At 39.3% G+C, this 17,456-nt stretch carries 15 protein-coding genes; 13 read left to right on the top strand and 2 right to left on the bottom strand.

From position 1 onward, the window contains the following. The first annotated feature begins 341 nt into the window (after positions 1–341). The 12 genes from ABIB30_RS21950 (at position 342) to ABIB30_RS22005 (ending at position 14,725) form a co-directional block, all read left to right on the top strand. Positions 342–1,547, top strand: a complete 1,206-nt coding sequence (locus ABIB30_RS21950; RefSeq protein ID WP_354305195.1) for a GAF domain-containing sensor histidine kinase — start codon at positions 342–344, stop codon at positions 1,545–1,547. A 564-nt stretch (positions 1,548–2,111) separates the two neighbouring features. After that, complete coding sequence (locus tag ABIB30_RS21955) at positions 2,112–2,813, top strand: MgtC/SapB family protein (protein WP_354305196.1); 702 nt, start codon at positions 2,112–2,114, stop codon at positions 2,811–2,813. Between the two features lie 91 nt (positions 2,814–2,904). Further along, positions 2,905–3,483, top strand: a complete 579-nt coding sequence (locus tag ABIB30_RS21960) for a manganese efflux pump (protein ID WP_354305197.1) — start codon at positions 2,905–2,907, stop codon at positions 3,481–3,483. A 36-nt stretch (positions 3,484–3,519) separates the two neighbouring features. Beyond that, a complete protein-coding gene (gene mgtA / locus ABIB30_RS21965) occupies positions 3,520–6,231 on the top strand; it encodes a magnesium-translocating P-type ATPase (RefSeq protein ID WP_354305198.1) in 2,712 nt (903 codons plus the stop codon). Continuing rightward, a complete protein-coding gene (locus ABIB30_RS21970) occupies positions 6,222–6,371 on the top strand; it encodes a hypothetical protein (RefSeq protein WP_354305199.1) in 150 nt (49 codons plus the stop codon). Before mgtA ends, ABIB30_RS21970 begins: the two co-directional genes overlap by 10 nt. Continuing rightward, positions 6,355–7,485 carry an efflux RND transporter periplasmic adaptor subunit gene (locus ABIB30_RS21975; protein WP_354305200.1) on the top strand — a complete coding sequence of 377 codons (1,131 nt, stop codon included), beginning with the start codon at positions 6,355–6,357 and terminating at the stop codon, positions 7,483–7,485. The genes ABIB30_RS21970 and ABIB30_RS21975 overlap by 17 nt, the downstream gene beginning before the upstream one ends. A gap of 20 nt (positions 7,486–7,505) precedes the next feature. After that, positions 7,506–10,610: an efflux RND transporter permease subunit gene (locus ABIB30_RS21980; RefSeq protein WP_354305201.1), complete on the top strand. Its 3,105-nt coding sequence runs from the start codon at positions 7,506–7,508 to the stop codon at positions 10,608–10,610. A gap of 59 nt (positions 10,611–10,669) precedes the next feature. Next, positions 10,670–11,953: a TolC family protein gene (locus ABIB30_RS21985; protein WP_354305202.1), complete on the top strand. Its 1,284-nt coding sequence runs from the start codon at positions 10,670–10,672 to the stop codon at positions 11,951–11,953. A 160-nt stretch (positions 11,954–12,113) separates the two neighbouring features. Further along, complete coding sequence (locus tag ABIB30_RS21990; protein WP_354305203.1) at positions 12,114–12,371, top strand: DUF3601 domain-containing protein; 258 nt, start codon at positions 12,114–12,116, stop codon at positions 12,369–12,371. Between the two features lie 33 nt (positions 12,372–12,404). Then, positions 12,405–13,790: a magnesium transporter gene (mgtE, locus tag ABIB30_RS21995; protein ID WP_354305204.1), complete on the top strand. Its 1,386-nt coding sequence runs from the start codon at positions 12,405–12,407 to the stop codon at positions 13,788–13,790. 33 nt (positions 13,791–13,823) lie between these two features. Continuing rightward, positions 13,824–14,294: a BON domain-containing protein gene (locus ABIB30_RS22000; protein WP_354305205.1), complete on the top strand. Its 471-nt coding sequence runs from the start codon at positions 13,824–13,826 to the stop codon at positions 14,292–14,294. An 8-nt stretch (positions 14,295–14,302) separates the two neighbouring features. Further along, positions 14,303–14,725 (top strand): SH3 domain-containing protein, encoded by a 423-nt coding sequence (locus tag ABIB30_RS22005; RefSeq protein ID WP_354305206.1) that lies wholly within the window; start codon positions 14,303–14,305, stop codon positions 14,723–14,725. A gap of 74 nt (positions 14,726–14,799) precedes the next feature. Here ABIB30_RS22005 and ABIB30_RS22010 read toward each other — a convergent pair whose 3' ends face one another. After that, entirely contained in the window at positions 14,800–15,774 is a 975-nt protein-coding gene (locus tag ABIB30_RS22010) for a hypothetical protein (protein ID WP_354305207.1), read from the bottom strand. 180 nt (positions 15,775–15,954) lie between these two features. Here ABIB30_RS22010 and ABIB30_RS22015 point away from each other — a divergent pair, with 180 nt between their 5' ends. Then, positions 15,955–16,560: a VOC family protein gene (locus ABIB30_RS22015; RefSeq protein WP_354305208.1), complete on the top strand. Its 606-nt coding sequence runs from the start codon at positions 15,955–15,957 to the stop codon at positions 16,558–16,560. A 62-nt stretch (positions 16,561–16,622) separates the two neighbouring features. Here ABIB30_RS22015 and ABIB30_RS22020 read toward each other — a convergent pair whose 3' ends face one another. Next, positions 16,623–17,417: a hypothetical protein gene (locus ABIB30_RS22020; protein WP_354305209.1), complete on the bottom strand. Its 795-nt coding sequence runs from the start codon at positions 17,415–17,417 to the stop codon at positions 16,623–16,625. Positions 17,418–17,456: the final 39 nt, after the last annotated feature.

Genomic DNA, 17,456 nt, shown 5'->3' on the forward strand with positions numbered 1-17,456 from the left:
TTGTCAGCAAGATTAATACATTTCTGATTTGTTGCGGATATATAAATTAAAGAAATTTATTTATATATTGAGATAGTTTGTTTATTCTTAACTTTCTTTTTTTGTTGTTTACTTTGGTTAAAGTGCTTCTTTAAGCCAGGTGCTTTGAATTTTTATAGTTTTGTAAACTGTTCTTTTTTTGATTTAACCCCCAATTATATGCTCTTTATAATGTACTGTTTTTAGTACTATTTCCGGTAAGTTGGCAGGTGCATGCAGTCAATAAATAGTTAATTTGATGCCAATTCTTTAAAGTTTAGAATACTATTCTTATTTTTATTTGCATTATTATAGGGAAGAGCATGCTAACATCACAAAATTCATCAGATAGATTGGAACTGAATTTTCAAAGAGATATTGAGAATATTAATCAAATTGATGGAATAAGTAAGCTATTGCAGGTCGTGTGTAAGGTTACAGGAATGGGGTTTGCAGCAATTGCCAGAGTTACTGAAGATCGCTGGATTACTTGCATATCAAATGATAATTTGAATTTCGGACTTAAGGCGGGAGACGAATTAGCTGTCAACTCAACTATATGTTACGAAATTGAAAAATCACACCGTGCAGTAATTATTAATAATGTCTCTGAAGATCCTGCATACCGCCAACATCATAAGCCAATACAATACGGATTTCAAAGCTATATTTCTGTGCCTATCATTCTGAAAAATAATGAATTTTTTGGGACTATTTGTGCACTTGATCCTGCTCCGGCAGATTTAGGCAGAGCTGAAGTTTTAATGATGTTTGAACTTTATGCGGATATGATAGCTGTTCATCTGAATAGTCTGCAGGAAGTACATGCAACACAAGACTCTCTTAAAGAAGAAATTCAAACTTCGGAATTACGTGATCAGTTTATTGCAATTTTAGGCCATGATTTAAGAAATCCAGTAGGCGCAATCAGAAATAGTGCAGAGCTATTACAAAGAGGAAATTTAAACCCGCGTGATCAACGTTTAATAAATATCATACAAAATAGTACTTATCGGATAACCGGTTTAATAGATAACGTATTAGATTTTGCACGTGGCCGATTAGGGGATGGTGTTAGTTTAAACTTCCAGAATGAACAATCGATGGAAGAAACGTTGAAACAGGTCATCGATGAACTGCAAACCATTTCACCTGATAAAAAGATAATTCCATATTTTCTCATTCAAAATGAAATGAGGTGTGATTTCAAACGAATTGCGCAATTGTTTTCGAATATCCTGGCCAACGCAATAGCGTATGGGGATTCAAATTCGGCTATTATTGTTAAAGCCTCGGTCAATGAAGATAATTTTCAATTGTCTGTACATAATGCTGGCAAAAAGATACCAAAGGAAAAATTAGCTAAACTTTTTCAACCCTTTCAAAGAGGAGCCTCAAGTAATAATAAAGACGGCCTTGGATTGGGACTCTATATATCTTCAGAAATCGCTAAAGCTCATGGCGGAACATTAAGTGTAGAATCGACAACGCTTGAAACATGTTTTGAGCTGGTAATTCCTACTAAATAAGCCTTAAATTGCTAATCTTTATAAAGATTAGATTCTCGCAGGCGTATAGCTTGAAATGAAAAATCCCCAGCAATTTTATTCCTGATCATGCAGGCCGGAATCTACATTGTGGTCTCTAATGAATTTCTAATGAATTTCTGTTTGCCCTCTAACAGCCCTTTCCAATGGGGTGTTTTATATTTGCAGCAGATTAAAAAAAAGCAAATTATGGACTCAGGCCCCAATACAAAGGTACTATCAGTAGTACCGTCAAAATCAAATCAATTTATTATTTAACCGCCTGCTAGCGCTTGTAACTTCTGTTATGCCGGTAGAGGCATAAAACAGAGTTATGTTCAATTTTTCAAAAACACAGACAAAATATACCCGCTATATTGTAGATTATGATTATCCAGTAGGTATGGACACCCGGCCTACGATCACATTTGGGGTAGCTGATAATATCTTCAGCAGACAAAATTATTATCAATCTCTTTCTTTCAGACAGCTTTTCTTTAGTGCATACATTTTGATATTAAATATGATCAAATTGGGTACCCGGCAAATTAAAAAATGGAGGGCTCTATGACAATATTTGAGTTTACCCTAAGGCTTGCCATTGCTTTTGCACTAGGTGCAGCAATCGGTACAGAACGCCAGTGGAGGCAACGAATGGCTGGATTAAGGACAAATATGCTGGTTTGCCTGGGCGCTTGTATGTTCGTTTCTCTGGGTGTTAAAGTTGGTGGAGATGCTTCTGGAAGAGTGATTTCTTACGTAGTCAGTGGAATTGGTTTTCTGGGTGCGGGTGTGATTATGAAAGACGGCCTGAACGTAAGAGGATTAAATACAGCAGCCACATTATGGTGTTCTGCTGCAGTTGGTGCCTCTTGCGGCCTTGGGTTCCTTCCTGAAGCGGCGATCGTTACAACTTTCGTGATCCTGACACATGTTTTAATGCGTCCGGTGGGAGTAAAATTGAGCAGACTTCCTTTAAAGAGTACTAAAATTCCTGCGGCTTATCTGCTTATTATCAAATGCAGACAGGATGTTGAGAATCATTTGAGAGTGCTACTGCTCCAGTTTACAAGTAATGACGAGAAGCTATTGCTCAGGTCACTTAAAAGTACAGATGACGGCGATCCGAGCAAGGCTGTAATTACTGCCGAAATACTAGCTAACAGTAATGAGGACGTAATTATGGAGCGGATCGCCGGGCGATTAACTATCGAACACGAGGTCTCCGAAGTCAGCTGGAATAAGGCCGGAGACGAAAATGACTTATAGCTATAGCCGAAAACGACCTCTGATCCGACGATAAAAGCTCTCTATCTAATGATAAAAACGATTTATAAAAACATATAAACTACTGCAAGCAATGACCTTTCTACTTTTAAAATGCGGTATTATACAATATGCAATCTTATTTATTGCGATTGGAATCACTGCAGATAACCTGATGATTGCAAAATTAAGTGGCAAAACAGTTTCGGTGATCAGCCGGTCGAACTGGATGCTGATCTTATTATTGCTGTTTATCACACAAAATCAGATGCTGTCATGGGGAAGATGGATCACCAGCTGGGCACCTGCGCTGACCGTAAATCAAAAAGACTGGCTCGCACTGGGGTTGCTGCTCTCTATCGGAGCAAAAATGTATAAGGATCATTTTAACAACAGAAGGGATGCAACCACAATCAATTATACGGCAAATAATTTATTGATTCTTGCTTTCAGTTCAGCGATTTACCTATTCGTTTTTGGAATGGCAATTCAGTGGCTTGACCGAACGCAGGGCACTATAAATATCCTGTTCCCGGTCTTTATTATGCTATTCCTGGGAATTGGCGTAGGGTTAGGGAAAGTACGTTATCACAAACTAATCCATACACTCCGTACACGCTGTACCTGCCTGATGATGGCAGGGGTGGTTGTACTGCTGTTCAAATTGATATAATTAATAATTTCCGCTTATCAGTATAGCTATAATATCATGACTATCGTAAAAAAAGGCTTAAAAATAAGAGCCCTCGCAGACAACAAAAAAATGATGTCTAATGGCAGCGACGAAGCTGCAGCAACTAAACTTCAGAACGTTTCCCGCTCAGACCAGGATTTTTACCTGGCTATGCTGGATAGTTCAATGGAAGGTTTGTCGGCCATGCAGGCTAAAGAAAGGCTTGGCAAGTTTGGACTGAATGAAGTTCATCATGAAAAAGCTCCAGCATGGATTAAACAACTGTTCCAAGCCTTTATAAACCCATTTATTGGTATTCTCCTGATTATCGCAGTCATCTCTTTTATACTCGATGTTTGGCTGGCTGCGCCGGGAGAAGCTGATTATAAAACAGTGACGATGGTCGGTATTATGGTGATGGTCAGCTCATTGTTGAGGTTTTTTCAGGAATACAGAAGTAACAAGGCGGCCGAGCAACTTAAAAGCATGGTAAAAACTACAGCGACTGTGGTGCGCAAGATTACCGGAAAGAAAGAACTGGATATTAAAAAACTGGTACCTGGAGATCTGATCATGTTGTCGGCAGGGGATATGATTCCTGCAGATTGCCGCATTGTACAATCTAAAGACCTTTTCGTTAGCCAGTCCATGCTGACAGGAGAATCTCTACCTGTAGAAAAAAGAAGTCTGGCGGTAAGGGATGCTGAAGAAAAACCGCTGGTCGAACTGGATAATATTTGCTTCATGGGTACCAATGTCGTGAGTGGGTATGCCACAGCGGTTGTCGTGAATACAGGAAATCAGACCTATTTCGGCTCACTTAGTAAAGTTATTGTAGGTAAACGTGCAGAAACGAATTTTGATAAAGGGGTCAATAAAGTGAGCTATCTGCTGATTAGTTTTATGGTCGTAATGGTGCCTTTGATCTTTCTGATTAACGGATTGGTTAAAGGGAACTGGTGGGATGCACTGCTTTTCGCAATCGCCGTTGCCGTAGGTTTAACACCAGAAATGCTGCCGATGATTGTGACCGCGAACCTTGCAAAAGGAGCTGTGAATATGAGTAAGCATAAAGTGATTATCAAAAGACTGAATGCGATACAGAATATCGGGGCAATGGATGTGTTGTGCACGGATAAAACCGGAACGCTGACCATGGATAAAATTGTATTGGAAAGGCACCTGAATATTTTCGGACAGGAAGATGAAGAAGTACTCAAATGGGCTTATCTCAATAGTTTTCACCAAACAGGATTGAAAAATCTGCTTGATGTTGCCGTGCTTGAACACGTAGAATTGCATGATTACCTGAAAGTAGAAGAGTACTTTTTAAAAGTCGATGAGATTCCTTTTGATTTCCAGAGACGCAGAATGTCTGTAGTGCTGAAACAACGTAATGGAAAACATTTACTAATCTGTAAAGGAGCAGTTGAAGAAATGCTGGATCTGTGTAGTCATGCCTTTGATCCTGGAGATGATAAAAAATTGCATATAGAATCTGATAAAGTAATCCCTATGGATGAAACTATGCGGAATATGATCCTTCAAACTTCAAAAAAACTCAATGCAGAAGGGCTTCGGGTACTGCTTGTGGCCATTCGTGAGTTTGATGATCGCGCACTGAATTATGCCGTAGAGGATGAAAAAAACATGATCCTTACTGGTTTTATTGGCTTCCTTGATCCCGCTAAACCTTCGGCGAAAATAGCTATTGAAGCTTTGCAGAAATTAGGGGTGAACATCAAAGTGCTGACCGGGGATAATGAGATCGTCACTAAAAAAATCTGCCGTGATGTAGGTATCCCTTTCGATAAAATCTTGTTAGGTGCGGAAGTGGAGAAAATGACCGATGCAGAATTACAGGAACAAGTAGGAGAGGTTTCTATCCTGGCTAAATTAAGCCCGGTTCAAAAATCGCGCGTGGTTAAAATGCTGCAAGCAAAAGGTCATACGGTAGGTTTTATGGGAGATGGGATCAATGATGCCGTGGCCCTTAGAGATGCCGATGTAGGGATCAGTGTAGATACTGCTGTTGATATAGCTAAAGAAAGTGCTGATATCATTTTGCTCGAAAAAGACCTGATGGTTTTGAGGAAAGGGGTAATTTATGGCCGCAGAACCTTTGGTAATATTATTAAATATATCAAAATGACTGCCAGCAGTAATTTCGGTAATATGTTCAGCATGTTAGGTGCAAGTGCCTTTCTGCCATTCTTGCCAATGCTTCCTGTACAAATTCTGGTTCAGAACCTATTATATGATGTTTCGCAAATCTCTATTCCATGGGACAAAATGGATGAAGACTTTATCGAAAAGCCTAAAAAATGGGATGCTTCAGGAATCAAAAGATTTATGCTTTATATAGGCCCCATCAGCTCGGTATTTGACTACGCCATGTTCGCAGTGATGTTTTTCGTTTTCAAAGCGAATACCCCTGAACATCAGAGTCTATTTCAAAGTGGCTGGTTTATCGAAGGATTATTGTCTCAAACACTGATTGTACACATGATCCGGACCCGTAAAATCCCGTTTATTCAAAGTTGGGCAACCACCCCGGTAGTCGCCTTGACCTCGCTGATTATGGTTATCGGGATTTTTATACCGTTTTCACCTTTTGCGGGGGCCTTAAAGATGGAGCAATTGCCTCTGAGTTATTTCCCGTGGTTGATTGGAATTCTGGCTTGTTACTGTGTGCTCACACAATTTATTAAAGGATGGTATATCAAAAGATTTAACCAATGGCTATAATCCGGGCTGGCAAACAATGGATACTGGCCATCGTATTAATTATACTGGTGGTGGTATTCGCAGAATGGTTAGAATATCATTTTCATACCCTATCTAATTTCTCAAACAAAGACAAAGCACAATATGAACTTAAAAAATAATCGTCAGTCGTATTTGACTGGCATTGCCATGGTCATTATCGGAATGACTGCATCCTGCAAACAGCAAGTAACCAAAGAACCTGCCGCTGATTTTATCCTGAAAGGTGATGTCATTACCGTGCCTGAAAATTCTGTACTGAAAAGTAAACTGAAATTTATAACAGTAGATACTGAACCTTACCGGATGCAAATGATGACCGCCGGAACGGTTAAAGCCATTCCTACACAGTTTGCAGAAATTGCACCGCCTTTTCAGGGCCGGGTAACTAAAAGTTATATCAGATTGGGGATGAAAACAACCGCTGAAACACCCTTGTTTGAAATCAGTTCTCCGGATTTTATTGCCGCTCAAAAGGTATTTTTTCAAGAGAAATCACAAATGCAACAAGCAGAAAGAACTTTGAAACGCCAAAAAGATCTGATGGCCAATGGTGTAGGGACACAGAAAGACCTGGAAGAGGCGCAGACGGGTTATGATGTAGAAAAAAAAGAATATGAAAATGCAGTTATAGGTATCAGAATATTCAAAGCAAATCCAGAAAAATTATCCTTAGGACAAGCGCTTGTGGTACATGCGCCAATTACCGGAGAGGTGATTGAGAATAAGGTGGTTTTAGGCCAGTTTATCAAAGATGACGCCGCCAGTGTGGCTACCGTAGCCAATCTGAATAAAGTATGGGTTGCCGGGCAGGTTAAGGAAAAAGACATCCGTTATATCCATGAAAAGGACGAATGTGAGATAGAAGTAGCTGCATTACCTGGTAAAAAACTTCATGGAAAAGTTTACCATGTCAATGAAATTGTTGACGAAGAAACGCGGAGTGTACAAGTTCTGATCGAATGTGACAATAGTGACCATACCCTTAAACCGGGAATGTATGTTTCTGTGAATTTTATTGATGCACCCACATCAGCTGTGCTCATTCCATTGAAAGCTATCCTGCAAATGAATGATGCAAATTTTGTTTTCGTAGCCACCGCAGATGGAAAATATGTCAAAAGAAAAGTAGAGACTGGCGGGACAGAAGGGGACCGTGTGGTGATAAAAAGTGGTCTGGCCAAAGGCGAAAAGATCGTATCAGAAGGTGTTTTCTATCTGTTAGAAGCCAAGTAATTACGCTATAAGCCAATTATATGAAAAAAATAATTTTTACTGCAATTGAAAAACGCTGGCTCTTTGCGGCACTCTTTATACTCCTGGCTGCATTCGGGTTTTATTCCTGGAAACAGCTTTCTATCGAAGCTTATCCGGACATTGCCGATGTAACCTCGCAGGTGGTTACCCAGGTGCCGGGTTTGGCTGCCGAAGAAGTAGAACAACAGATTTCTATCCCTATAGAACGCGCATTGAATGGTTTACCAGGCATGCACGTGATGCGTAGCCGCAGTTTATTCGGCTTGTCGCTAATCACAATGGTCTTTGATGATGGCGTTGACGATTATTGGGCAAGACAAAGAATTCAGGAACGGTTAACCGATGTGAAGCTTCCTTTTGGCGCGGTTCCGGGGCTTGATCCGCTGACTTCGCCGACTGGAGAAATCTACCGGTATATAATTGAAAGCAAAAATCACGACTTAAGAGAACTCACTGATTTACAGAACTGGAAGATTATTCCAAGAATTAAACAAGTGCAGGGCGTGGCTGATGTGACCAATTTTGGAGGGATTACTACTCAATATCAAGTAGAAATTGACCCTGCTAAATTAGCACAATATCATGTTGCGCTTGCGGATGTACAAACGGCAATCAGCAACAATAACACCAATGCAGGCGGGAGTATTTTAAACCGTGGAGAACAAGGATATGTAGTGAGAGGAATTGGTCTGGTCAAAGATTTGGCCGCTTTAGGTGAGGTAGTTGTTAAATCTGTAAATGGCGTTCCTGTATTTGTAAAAGATCTGGGTGAACTGAAATATGGCACATTGGAACGTAAAGGAGTATTAGGTTATACCGATCGTAACGTAAACTATTCGGACGGCATTGAAGGAATTGTAGTCATGCTGAAAGGACAAAATCCTTCAGTGGTGCTGGAAGGCATTCATAAAGCAGTGGCAGATCTGAACAAAGGTGTTTTGCCCGAAGGTGTAACTATTCGTGCTTATCTGGACCGGACTAATTTAGTCAATACCACGCTGGATACGGTTTCTCATACGCTTTTAGAGGGAATGGCATTAGTTATTGTCGTATTAATTGTTTTCCTGGGAAGCTGGAGAGGTGCATTAATCGTAGCCATTACAATCCCAATCGCGCTGCTTGTTGCATTTATCCTCATGCATTTTACGAAGATTCCTGCCAATCTGCTTTCTCTGGGTGCAATTGATTTTGGGATTATTGTAGACGGAGCTATTGTGATGCTGGAAACGATTCTGAAAAAAAGAGAAGCTAATCCGGACGAGGAACTGGAAGAAATTTCCATTGGAAAAAGAGCTTTAAGCGTTGCTAAACCTATTCTGTTTTCTACCATAATCATTATCACTGCTTATCTGCCTTTGTTTTCTTTCGAAAGAGTAGAGAAAAAGCTATTTACACCTATGGCTTTCACAGTCGGTTATGCCTTATTAGGAGCATTAGCTGTTGCGTTATTATTGATTCCTGGATTAGCTTATGCTGTTTACAAAAAGCCGGGCAAAATTTATCACAATACTTGGTTAGAGAAATTAACGGCATGGTATGAAGGGCGTCTGAGTAAGATCATGGACAAACCAAAAAAGGTTTTTATGCCGTTAGTTTTGGTATTGATCAGCGCGATTATCTTATCAGTGACAGTTGGAAAAGACTTTTTACCGCCATTAGATGAAGGCTCTATCTGGCTGCAGGTTTCTCTGCCTCCAGGAGTGACTTTAGAAAAATCAAAAGAGATGAGCGATTCGCTGAGAGCAGTGACCATGAAACATCCTGAAATTACTTATGTGAATGTTCAGGCAGGTCGTAATGACGATGGAACTGATTATTTTACACCTTCCCATTTTGAAGTTTCTGTAGGCTTAAAGCCTTATAAAGAGTGGGCCAGCGGTAGAAATAAAGCTGCGCTGATCGAAGATTTGTCTAAGGAATATGCCGCTATGCCAGGTTATACAGTAGCTTTTACCCAGCCGATGATCGATGGGGTAATGGACAAAATTGCCGGTGCACATAGTGAACTGGTTGTTAAAGTTTACGGTAACGACTTTAAAGAGACCAGAAGAATTACTGAAAACGTCGTATCCACTTTAAGAAAAGTGAAAGGTGCAGTCGATATTGCTATAGATCAGGAGCCTCCATTGCCACAATTACAAATCAGGGTAAACCGGGATGCTGTCGCTAAATATGGGCTGAACATGAGTGATGTAGCTGAACTGGTTGAGGTCGCAATTGGGGGTAAAGCTGTTTCGCAGGTTTTTGCAGGAGATAAAGTTTATGATGTGATTTGCCGATATAAAGAGGAAAGCAGAAATACGCCTGAGAAAATCGCGAACCTGATGTTGACTTCTTCTACTGGTGCAAAGATCCCGTTGTCGCAAATTGCTGAGGTGAAAACTGATTTGGGAGAAAGTTCAATTTCCAGAGAAATGAACCGCAGGCAGCTGACTGTCAGGTTAAACTTAAGAGGAACGGACTTAAGCTCTTTCCTGAAGGATGCACAGGCAAAGATTGCCCAGCAGGTGAAATATGACCCTGAAAAGTACAAAATAGAGTGGGGAGGTCAGTTTGAAAATCAAAACCGGGCCTACGCTAAACTAGCCATTGTTGTGCCTTTAGCTTTAGCGATCATGTTCTTATTACTTTATGGAGCATTTGGAAAATTCAGACAAGCTGGCCTGATTCTGGGTATTGTTCCGCTCGCTTTATTTGGTGGGATGTTAGCGTTGAATGTGAGAGGAATGACCTTAAATGTGTCTTCCGCAGTAGGATTTATTGCCTTGTTTGGTGTCGCTATTCAGAATGGTGTGATCTTGATTTCCCATATCAATGAGCTCCGTAAAAAAGGCTATGAGTTACTCAAAGCAGTTACAGATGGTGCAAAACATCGTTTCAGACCCGTCCTGATGACTGCAACCGTAGCGGCATTAGGTCTTTTACCAGCTTCTTTAGCCACAGGTATAGGTTCTGACGTTCAACGACCATTAGCTACAGTCATTGTGTATGGCCTGTTTGCAGCAACAGCAATTACGCTATTTGTTTTACCAGCACTTTATTATTTGCTGGAGAGTAAATGGGGCAAGGATGATTTTCACCCATCGGAAGCGGTTAATCAGTAAATAGATTGGAAACAGTCAATCAATAAATCCATTGGAAACAGCTATTCAATACTAAATAGATGAAACTTACGAAATACATTTTGTCCTTATGCCTGTCAACAGGCATAACTATGAATGGACAAGCACAGGTAGATACCCTGTCTTTAAAATCAAAAATATCTGTGCTTCAGTTCTTGAACCGTGTAGGGAAAGAAAATCTGGGTTATGCTGCAGAAAAGTACAACGTGAATATTGCCGAGGCAGGGATTGAAACCGCAAAGATCTTTCCTGATCCGCAATTTTCAGCAGGTGCATTTGATAATCAGCAAGCTAGATTGAAACTGGGGCAGGGAGTAACACTGGGGTTGGGAACGACAATTGAATTGGGAGGTAAAAGAAAGGCCCGGATTAGCCTTGCTCAAGGTGTTACCGAATTGAATAAGGCATTATTGCTTGATTATTTAAGGAACCTGAGAGCGGATGCGGCACTCGCTTATTATACTGCAATTCAACAGTACGAGTTATTGCAGGTGCAACATTATTCTTATCAAATGATGAAACAACTTGCAGATGCAGACGCAATCCGTTGCAAACTGGGCGCAATTACAGAAACAGATGCAAGACAATCTAAACTAGAAGCCAGTAATTTACAAAATAGTGTTTATCAGATTGAAGCAGACTGGAAAAATTCGCTGATTAAGCTAAGCGCTTATCTCGGTAAAAAGAGTTCAGATATTTTGGTGATGCCAGATGGAGATTTTGAGAACCTGGCACGTGATATAAATTATCAATCCTTAATCAGTAATGCGCAAATCATCAGGGCAGACGCGGTAGCAGCATTAAATAATAAAATTGTCGCTGAAAGAAGTCTGGCACTGGTAAAAGCAAACAGAAAAGTTGATTTAGGCGTTAATGCAGGACTACAATTCAATGGTGTTTCTACCAATATAGATGCTCCAACGCCTTATCACCGCACTTTCAATGCTGGGTTCAGCGTGCCGCTGAAATTCTCAAACCATTACAAAGGGGACTTGAAGGCTGCTCAGTTCACCATTAAACAAGTAGGCGTTCAATATGAACAAGTTCAGCAGCAGATTCAGCTAGAGGTGACACAGGCTTATTTTAATTATACTGCTGCACAGAAACAGGTTCAGCAATATAAAACTGGGCTGCTAACTGAAGGAAAGAAGATTTTAACAGCTAAAATGTATAGTTATAAACGTGGGGAAACCTCACTATTGGAAGTATTGAACGCTCAAAGAACATACAATGAAGTACAGCAAGGGTTCTATGAATCACAATCTAATTATGCAGCTGCACTAATTGAATTGGAGCGTGCTGCGGGGATCTGGGATATCAAATAAGCCAGTCAGAAGAAACTAAGTTGGTTAGGTAGCAATATGCCGCCGGTTTGATCCGTTATTTTGAGGATTGGGCTGGTGGTTTGCTATTTTTTCAGCGCAAACTGAAAACTGGCTGTTTTTAGGTTTTTCACCTTAACTTCGGATCTTCTAGCAACAACTTATGGGAAGCATCAATAATTTAAAACCAGGAAAGCAATATTGCGTAACCAGAGAATTTGACGATTACGATGCTATAAAGCATCCGGTTGGCGAAATATGGACTTTTGAGAAGACAAATTTCCTGCCTTATGAGGATGGTTTAACCCTCCATGTGCTGCAAAATGGTAAAAGTAAGGTTTACAGATTTCAACGGATAGCAGAAGAGCAAGAAGGAATTCTGTCAGAATTTGAAAGTTATGTGTTGGAAATCAATGATTAACTAAGTAGCTTCAGTAGATCAAATCTATCTTTCATGAATTTACCTTTCAAAGAAGCCAGGAAAAAGATACTTGGCGGAGATTTCTCTGGCTTATTTAAGCCAAGTCATCAAACTGGCTATATTCACCCTTCAGAGGTTGCACAGCTCTTTATTTCTATTCCAGCAGAGAAAGCTATTGATGCTTACAATTCCTTTAATGCAGCGCAGCAACTTAACGTCTTACCTTATTTAGATGTACAGCTTCAAAAGAAGATTATTAAGAGTATATCGAAAGATAGTGCGTCTTATATTCTTAATCACCTGAAATCAGATGACCGGACTATCTTTTATTCTGCTTCTAAAGGAATGGAACTTTCTCGTTTCCTGGAATATTTAAATACAGAAAATAGAAATGAAGTCGCAAACTTATTAGGTTATTCTGCAAAAAGCGTTGCCCGGATTATCAATACAGATGTGGCTACTGTAAGTCCGGAAATGACTATTGCAGAAGCAACGGAACATTTACGGCTGCATCATAAAGACACCGAAGCAGCTAATGTTATTTATGTAGTTGATGATCAGGACCGGTTAATTGATGACGTTCCTGTTCGCAGGCTGGTTTTAAATGAGCGTTCTAAAAAGATCATGGATATCGTAGATGGTTTTTGTATCACCTTGAAGATTAATGAAACCAAAGAGGATGCAGTTCAGAAGTTTAAAGAATATGACCGGGTGGTATTACCTGTTATTAATGATGATCATATTTTGCTGGGTGTAGTGACTATAGATGATGTGATGGATGTGGCCGAACAAAAGGCAACTGCAGAGATCCAGAAATTTGGAGGTATTGAAGAACTTGATTTTCCTTATGTAAAAACACCCTTCTTTTCTTTGCTTAAAAAGAGGGCAGGATGGTTGATTGTCCTGTTCTTAGGGGAAATGTTAACTGCTACAGCTATGGGGTATTTTGATGGAGAAATATCAAAAGCAGTAGTATTAGCTTTATTTGTTCCTTTAATTATTTCTAGCGGAGGAAACAGCGGGTCTCAGGCGGCTACTCTGATTATCAGGGCAATGGCTCTAAAAGAGTTGAATTTAAAAGACTGGTGGTATGTAATGCGCCGGGAAATTTTATCAGGATTGGTGCTGGGTGTCATATTGGGGGCAATAGGTTTCATCCGGATCGCCATATGGCAGAATTTGCATTGGTATGACTATGGGATCCACTGGTTTTTGCTGGCTGTGACGATCTTTTTCTCTTTAATTGGGATCGTGATGTGGGGTACATTGAGTGGTTCCATGGTTCCTATGGTGCTGAAAAAATGTAAGATTGATCCGGCAACATCTTCGGCGCCGTTTGTCGCTACATTAGTGGACGTTACAGGACTGGTAATTTATTTTAGTATTGCAGCAATCTTTTTGAAGGGAACTTTGTTATAGTAATGTAATTTACACTACCAAATCCAAAGAAAAATGAAAACAAAGAAACTATTTATGAGTGCGGCTGTAGTCGCAACCCTGTTTTTTGCAGCTTGTTCACCAAAGGATGGAGACATTCAAACAGCTGTTAAAGCTAAAGAAGCTGCTGAAGTTAGTGTCGCCGTTACAAAGGGTGAAGTTACTTTAACTGGTGAGGTTGCTGATGAAGCTGAAAAAGCTAAAGCAGAAACAATCGCTAAAGCTGAAAAAGGTGTAAAATCGGTAGTGAACAATCTGACGATTAAACCGGCAATGTCTTCAGCACCTGTTGTAATTGCAGATGATTCTACGCTGATCAAAAATGTAACAGATGCAACTAAAGATTTTCCTACAGTTCAGACCTCAGTTAAGGATGGTGTGGTTACTTTAAAAGGTGAAATCAGCAAGTCTTCACTTGTAAAATTAATGCAACAGTTGTCTGTGTTAAAACCTAAGAAAATTGATAACCAATTAACTGTAAAATAAGCTGAACCATGGCATTACAAGATAAATATAAAGCATTAACTGATGCTGCGACTGCAGCTGGAATCTCTGATCTGGCGGTACGTGAGCAGGATGGAGTATTGTATATAGATGGAACTGCTCCTGATGGCGCGACTAAAGATCATCTTTGGGATGTTTATAATCAAATTGATCCTGATTTTAAAGGTGGAGATTTAGTTTTAAACGTAAACGTTGCAGTTGATGCGGCAGTAACTCAGGCTAAAGTGATTACAGAAAGCAGTAACCTGAATATCCGTAAAGGTCCAGGTACCGATCAGCCAATAGTTGGTAAGGCAGCACACGGAGAAGTCATTACACTAGTTAATAGAAGTAATGATTTATGGTGGCTGGTACGTACCAACGATGGGGAAGAAGGTTATTGCTATGCAAAATACCTTGAACCTCAGGCTTAATTCTTAAATAACGAGTATTTAAAAAGCCGTCTCATTCGCTTGAGGCGGCTTTTTAGTTGATAAACTTTAATTGATTACTGATTAAAATAATTGTAATTTCTAATTAATCCGTCATAACCGCTATCAAGTCCTTCGATTTCGCTACTGGTCAGCTTGCCTCTTTCTCCGGCATCACGCAACGTCTTCTTAGTATGGAGTAAAAGATTATGAAAGCTTTCATAAAAGTTTTTGTAATTACCTTCTTTATTCGCCTTTTTTGCATTTGCAATATTCAGTGCTGCATTTTTTGTCTGTGCGGTTTCCAAGGCTGTAAAGCCTGCTTGCGCCTTCGCGCTGATCTTGTTATAGCTATTCGCATTAGCTGATAACAAATCAACAAAATTGCGGATATTCTTCATATCTGTTTTCATCGCAATAATGTATTCTTTAAGCGGGCTATCCTTCAATACAACGATTTCTGCAGCATCAGCAATCTCATTTACCTTTTTCATGAGTACGATTTTTCCTGTATAGAGATTTTGAACAGTACCTCTTATGGTATCAATTAAAGCATAACCTTTAGCTCCCTTATCATCTTTGTAATCCTGAGCTGTCAGGTAATCTTTCAATTGCCTATAATCAGTATTCATTTTTTCAAACTTCGAGTTGTATTGCGCAACCTGCGTTTTAAAATAAGCCTGGTTCTCTTTTCCCAATTCGGGAACCGGGTTTTCTATGGTCACACCATTCATATTATTAACGGTAAACTTTACTAAATGAGGATGAATGATTCCAAGAAATCCAAATTTATCATCAGGATTCTTTAAGGCTTTTTCGATTTTTTCCGTGTTTCCCAGAATATCTTTCAAATAAGAATTATGGCTGTTGGCCATATCTACAACAAGGTTAGTATACTCAATAACACGGCTTGCAGTATCTGCAGCTCCCTTATCGGTAATTTCAGATGCAGTACTTGGAGTGGTTTTGTCCTTTTTCTTCTTGTCCTTACAAGAAACCGCTGTAAAGAGCAGCGTTATACAACAGCAGGTGTAAATGATATTTTTTTTCATGGGTAAATGATTGATTAATGGCAAGGTAAAGATATTTTTCTATAACAATAAATCGAAGCGACTATGAGGGTATACGATTCATTTTCAATCTTTCATTGGTATGATAATTATGATAGTTAAATAGAATTTTTGTTATTTTAATAATGAGAATATAAGCCTGACATTTGTAGAGTTAAACAAATGATAATAAATAAAATGGAACGTAAAAAATTCATACAAAGAGCAACTCTTGGCGCAGCAGCGGTACTTACAGGAAGTGCGATTTCTTTAAACGCTAAAACTAAAATAATGGAAAATACATCTTCAAAAAATAAAGGATTCAGCCGGGCTAACCATGTAGGGATCGTCGTAGCCAATCTTGATAAATCTATCGCTTTTTATGAAGCCTTGACAGGTCTTAAAGTGACGAATGTTGACCAGATAGGTGGAGACCGGATGGCACAGGTGCTAGGTTTAAAAAAGACATTGATCCGTTATGCTAACCTTCATCTTGAAAACATCAATATGGATTTATTAGAATATGAGCAGCCTGAACCTGTTAAAGCGCATTATGAGAACAATCAAATCAGTGCAATGCATTTATGTTTTGAGGTTGATAATATTCAGGATGCGGTGAAACGCTTGAAAGATGCTGGAATCAAATTATCCGGAGAGCCTATCATTTTTGAAGCAGCTGACGGATTAAAATCTGGCTTTGGTACGGCCGTAGCTTATTTTGATGATCCGGACGGAACACATCTTGAAATTATTGAACCACAAGGTCCTTTCAAAAGAGAGCGTCAATAAAACAGCCTCTTATAGCATCGGCCCGATGAACTAACCAATCCCCAGACTGATGATATAAGAAGTTAGTTTTTGCAGTTGTAAGTAAAGCTTTCAGAATAATTATACTCGGGGTTGGTATGGGATAAATGTACTTTTTGAACATTTCCCTTGGCATCCATTTTATAAGTATAGGTAATACTCTCTTTTGACTCGGATATGGCTTTAGCAACCATATTTTTTGATTGTTTTCCAAAATACTTTATAATCACCGGAGATGCATTACCTGAGGAAAGGTAATTATAGTAGATGTAAAGATTATCATTGGCAATGATATTAGTGTATTCGACAGTTTTGCTTGCTCCTGGAAACGGAACGCCATTTTCATCATTATAAACGATAGTAGTTAAGTTCCCGTCCGTATAAATCAATTGGGCAGAAGCTGGTGGTTTATTTTTTTCTGAATAATCAATCCTTATTACATATCCTTCTGAATTATAGGTGAATCTGGAAAGAGATGGGTTATAAAAATTACTGGATTCAATAATCCTCCCCTGACTGTTTAATTTATAAATTCTGGTATATGTCTTTCCCTCAATAGTATTTAATACTTCAGTAATCTGGCTACCGCTATAAGTGAATGTGGTGATGTCTTCGGGAACAGTAGAAAATTGAGATTCTATTCTGACTACTCTTCCTTGATCATCGGACTCATATTTACTCTTTGTAGTAGGAAAAGAATTGAAATCGGATTCAAAAATACGTTGCGTCAATAAGCATTTTTCTGCTTCTGGAACGGGAACTGGTTCTGGTTTGCTTTTTTTACATGAACCTAAAGAAATCAGGCAGATTATGGAGAGTATTAGTGTACGTTTAATCATCAATCGTTGATAAGATTAATGTAAAAGTACACTTAAATA

The sequence above is a fragment of the Pedobacter sp. UYP1 genome, assembly GCF_040547305.1.
GTDB lineage: Bacteria > Bacteroidota > Bacteroidia > Sphingobacteriales > Sphingobacteriaceae > Pedobacter.

Bases quoted from the DNA above. Each gene is read 5' to 3' on its own strand.
- ABIB30_RS21950 (WP_354305195.1), top strand. From the start codon at position 342: ATGCTAACATCACAAAATTCATCAGATAGATTGGAACTGAATTTTCAA.
- ABIB30_RS21955 (WP_354305196.1), top strand. From the start codon at position 2,112: ATGACAATATTTGAGTTTACCCTAAGGCTTGCCATTGCTTTTGCACTA.
- ABIB30_RS21960 (WP_354305197.1), top strand. From the start codon at position 2,905: ATGACCTTTCTACTTTTAAAATGCGGTATTATACAATATGCAATCTTA.
- mgtA (WP_354305198.1), top strand. From the start codon at position 3,520: ATGACTATCGTAAAAAAAGGCTTAAAAATAAGAGCCCTCGCAGACAAC.
- ABIB30_RS21970 (WP_354305199.1), top strand. From the start codon at position 6,222: ATGGCTATAATCCGGGCTGGCAAACAATGGATACTGGCCATCGTATTA.
- ABIB30_RS21975 (WP_354305200.1), top strand. From the start codon at position 6,355: ATGAACTTAAAAAATAATCGTCAGTCGTATTTGACTGGCATTGCCATG.
- ABIB30_RS21980 (WP_354305201.1), top strand. From the start codon at position 7,506: ATGAAAAAAATAATTTTTACTGCAATTGAAAAACGCTGGCTCTTTGCG.
- ABIB30_RS21985 (WP_354305202.1), top strand. From the start codon at position 10,670: ATGAAACTTACGAAATACATTTTGTCCTTATGCCTGTCAACAGGCATA.
- ABIB30_RS21990 (WP_354305203.1), top strand. From the start codon at position 12,114: ATGGGAAGCATCAATAATTTAAAACCAGGAAAGCAATATTGCGTAACC.
- mgtE (WP_354305204.1), top strand. From the start codon at position 12,405: ATGAATTTACCTTTCAAAGAAGCCAGGAAAAAGATACTTGGCGGAGAT.
- ABIB30_RS22000 (WP_354305205.1), top strand. From the start codon at position 13,824: ATGAAAACAAAGAAACTATTTATGAGTGCGGCTGTAGTCGCAACCCTG.
- ABIB30_RS22005 (WP_354305206.1), top strand. From the start codon at position 14,303: ATGGCATTACAAGATAAATATAAAGCATTAACTGATGCTGCGACTGCA.
- ABIB30_RS22010 (WP_354305207.1), bottom strand. From the start codon at position 15,774: ATGAAAAAAAATATCATTTACACCTGCTGTTGTATAACGCTGCTCTTT.
- ABIB30_RS22015 (WP_354305208.1), top strand. From the start codon at position 15,955: ATGATAATAAATAAAATGGAACGTAAAAAATTCATACAAAGAGCAACT.
- ABIB30_RS22020 (WP_354305209.1), bottom strand. From the start codon at position 17,417: ATGATTAAACGTACACTAATACTCTCCATAATCTGCCTGATTTCTTTA.